Genomic DNA, 3994 nt, shown 5'->3' on the forward strand with positions numbered 1-3994 from the left:
CTTAAATAGATATCGTTTAGAATTAGGGAGGGTACAGAAAATGAAAAAGAAAAAAATGAAAAAACTAACAGCAGTTGTAGTACCGGTTTTAGCAATGAGCATGGCATTAACAGCATGTTCTACATCAGGCGGAGATAAGAAGACAAGTACAAACTCAAGTGGAGATAGCAAGTCAGAGGGAAAATTAGCGGCAAAACAAGTGTTAAATCGCACAGAAACAAATGAAATTCCAACGATGGATACTTCGAAAAATACGGATACACTTGGTTCGCAAATTTTAGGAAATACAATGGAAGGTTTATATCGCCTAGATAAAGATAATAAGCCAACTCCAGCTGCCGCGGAATCTAGTACGAAAAGTGAAGATGGTAAAAAATATACATTTAAACTACGTAAAGATGCAAAATGGTCAAATGGTGACCCAGTAACTGCGAAAGATTTCGTATATGCATGGCAACGTCTATTAGATCCGAAAACAGCTGCTGAGTATGCGTTTATCGCATTCCCACTAAAAAATGCAGAAGCGGTTAATAAAGGAGAAAAACCTGTAACTGAATTAGGAGCGAAAGCGTTGGATGATTATACGCTTGAAGTTGAATTAGAGCAAGCGGTACCGTACTTCTTAAACTTAGTAGCATTTCCATCGTATTATCCACTAAATGAAAAATTTGTAAAAGAAAAAGGGGATAAATACGGTTTAGAATCTGATACAGTAGTTTATAATGGACCGTTCGTTCTTACTGACTGGAAACATGAGCAAGGTTGGAAGTTGAAGAAAAATGATCAATATTGGGATAAAAAGACTGTAAAATTAGATGAAATTAACTATAGCGTTGTAAAAGAGCAAGCAACTCGTGTGAATTTATATGATAGCGGTCAAGTTGACTTTGCTTTATTAAATGGTGAGTTTGTCGATAAATATAGAAATAAGAAAGATGAGTTTGGAACATATTCACAAGTGAGTACGTATTTCATCCGTCTGAATCAAAAACGTGGTGGACAAGATACACCGTTAAAGAGCAAAAAATTACGTGAAGCAATTGCGTTATCAATTGATAAAAAGAATTTAGCAACTGTTATTTTAAATGATGGCTCACAACCTGCTGATTTCTTAGTACCAAAAGGTTTAGCAACTGGACCGGACGGTAAAGATTTCCAAGAGACATTTAAAAATGGTCTGAAACAAGACTCCAAAAAGGCAGCTGCAGCATGGGAAGAAGCGAAAAAAGAGCTTGGCAAAGATCAAGTTACGATTGAATTTTTAAACTACGATACTGGTAATGCGAAAAAAGTTGGAGAATATATAAAAGATCAAATTGAGAAAAATTTAAAAGGTGTAACAGTAAATATTAAACTTCAGCCATTCAAGCAAAAACTAAAATTAGAAACTGAGCAAGAGTATGATATTTCGTTTGCTGGTTGGGGACCTGACTATGCAGATCCAATGACATTCTTAGATATGTTTGATTCTAAGCATTCTCATAACCAAATGAGCTTCTCTGATCCGAAATATGATGAAATGATCAAAAAAGCGGGCGGTGAATTAACGAATGATGCTAAAAAACGTTGGGAAGAACTAGGAAAAGCAGAGAAATTATTACTTGAAGAGGATGTAGCGCTTGTACCTATATACCAACGTGGAGATGCTTACGTTTTACAACCAAATATAAAAGGCATTGTTCACCATAATATTAGTCCAGAGTATAGCTTTAAATGGGCCTATGTAACCGAGAAAGACGGGAAATAATAGAATTTAAAAAAGCATTCCAAAAGTGGCTAATCTACTTTTGGAATGCTTTTTTTAGTGTAATTAAATAGAGAAGAATAAGGCGTATAGTACGGACATATAGTAGATGGGGGATAAATCATACTAAATTACGAAGGTTAAAATCAGAATATTTAAAATAAAACTATTTACAAATGCGAAAAAAAGAGTAGAATAATATTAGTTATAATTTTCAGAAAACTAATCGTTAGCAAGGGGTCTCTCAAGGGTTGGTATTGTACATATAATTGGGGAGGATACAAAAATGAAGAGAAAAAAGATGAAAAAGTTAACAGCAGTTGTAGTACCAGTTTTAGCGATGAGCGTTGCATTGACAGCGTGCTCTGGATCAGGTGGGGAGAAGAAAACGACTACTACATCTAATAGTGGGGAAGAAAAAAAATCTGATATTAAATATGCAGCGAAGCAAGTATTAAATCGTACGGAAAACCAAGAAATTCCGACGATGGATACTTCTAAATCTACTGATACGTTAGGGGCACAAATTTTAGGGAACACAATGGAAGGTTTATATCGTCTTGATAAAGATAATAAGCCTATTCCGGCTGCAGCAGAATCAAGTACGAAAAGCGAAGATGGTAAAAAATATACGTTTAAACTGCGTAAAGATGCGAAATGGTCAAATGGAGATCCTGTAACAGCGAAAGATTTCGTATACGGATGGCAGCGCTTACTTGATAAAAACACAGCGGCGGAATATGCGTTTATTGCCTACTATATTAAAAATGCAGAAGCGATTAATAAAGGTGAAAAACCTGGAAGTGAATTAGGAGCGAAGGCGGTAGATGATTACACGCTAGAAGTAGAATTAGAAAAACCAGTACCATATTTCTTAAATTTATTAGCATTCCCGTCATACTATCCATTAAATGAAAAGTTTGTAAAAGAAAAAGGAGATAAGTTTGGTTTAGAAGCAGATACAACGGTGTATAACGGGCCATTCGTTATGTCTTCATGGAAACATGAACAAGGATGGCAGTTGAAGAAAAATGATAAATATTGGGATAATAAGACTGTGAAATTAGAAGAAATTAATTATAGTGTAGTAAAAGAAGTTGCTACGAAAGTAAATTTATATGATACAGGATCAATTGATTTCACACTACTATCAGGAGAGTTTGTAGATAAATATAAATCGAATAAAGATGAGTACGGTGAGTATGCAGAATCAAGTACATTCTTCTTACGTTTAAATCAAAAGCGTAACGGACAAGATACACCATTAAAGAGCAAAAAACTTCGTGAAGCAATTGCGTTATCAGTTGATAAAAAGGGCTTAGCAAACGTTATTTTAAATAATGGATCAAAAGCAACAGATCAATTGGTTCCAAAAGGGCTTGCGACAGGACCTGACGGTAAAGATTACCAAGATACGTTTAAAAATGGTCTGAAACAAGATACGAAAAAAGCAGCAGCTGCATGGGAAGAAGCGAAGAAGGAACTTGGAAAAGATCAAGTTACAATTGAATTACTAAGCTATGATGATGGAACTGCGAAAAAGATTGCTGATTATGTTAAAGATCAAATTGAGAAAAATTTAAAAGGTGTAACGATTAATACGAAAATTCAGCCGTTCAAACAAAAATTAAAATTAGAGTCAGCGCAAGATTATGAAATCTCTTATGCAGGCTGGAGCCCAGATTATGCGGATCCAATGACATTTATTGATATGTTTGACTCGAAGAGCCCGTATAACCAAATGAGTTATTCGAATCCAAAATACGATGAAATGGTGCAAAAAGCAGGTAATGAATTATTATCTGATCCGAAGAAGCGCTGGGAAACGTTAGGAAAAGCAGAAAAATTATTCCTTGAAGAAGATGCAGGATTAGTTCCTTTATATCAAACAGGAAGATCATATGTAATGAAACCGAATGTAAAAGGAGTTGTGAAACACAACATCAGTCCAGAATATAGCTTTAAGTGGGCGTATGTAACTGAGGATGGCGGAAAGAAATAACATGAAAGCATTTCAAAAGTGGCTAATATGCTTTTGAAATGCTTTTTTTGTATGGATAGGAGAATAAGGAGCATGGAAATTTTGAGGTCACTTTTAAAATTCTACTGTAGGAATAGTAGAAGGGATTCAATAAGATAGTTAGAGATTTCATTTTTATAAGAAAAATATAGAACTTAGCAATAGAGAAGAATAAGAGGGGATATGTTTACATATAGTAGACGGGGGATAATTCATATAGTAGTTAAAAC

At 34.7% G+C, this 3994-nt stretch carries 2 protein-coding genes; both read left to right on the forward strand.

What is annotated here, in order from left to right; translation table 11 throughout:
- The first annotated feature begins 40 nt into the window (after positions 1–40).
- Positions 41–1747, forward strand: a complete 1707-nt coding sequence (locus AB3X48_RS18710) for a peptide ABC transporter substrate-binding protein (RefSeq protein ID WP_002185195.1) — start codon at positions 41–43, stop codon at positions 1745–1747.
- Between the two features lie 283 nt (positions 1748–2030).
- Positions 2031–3746 carry a peptide ABC transporter substrate-binding protein gene (locus tag AB3X48_RS18715; protein WP_016105817.1) on the forward strand — a complete coding sequence of 572 codons (1716 nt, stop codon included), beginning with the start codon at positions 2031–2033 and terminating at the stop codon, positions 3744–3746.
- The last annotated feature ends 248 nt before the right edge of the window (positions 3747–3994 follow it).

The organism is Bacillus sp. S4 (assembly GCF_040838205.1).
Classification (GTDB): Bacteria; Bacillota; Bacilli; order Bacillales; family Bacillaceae_G; genus Bacillus_A; species Bacillus_A cereus_U.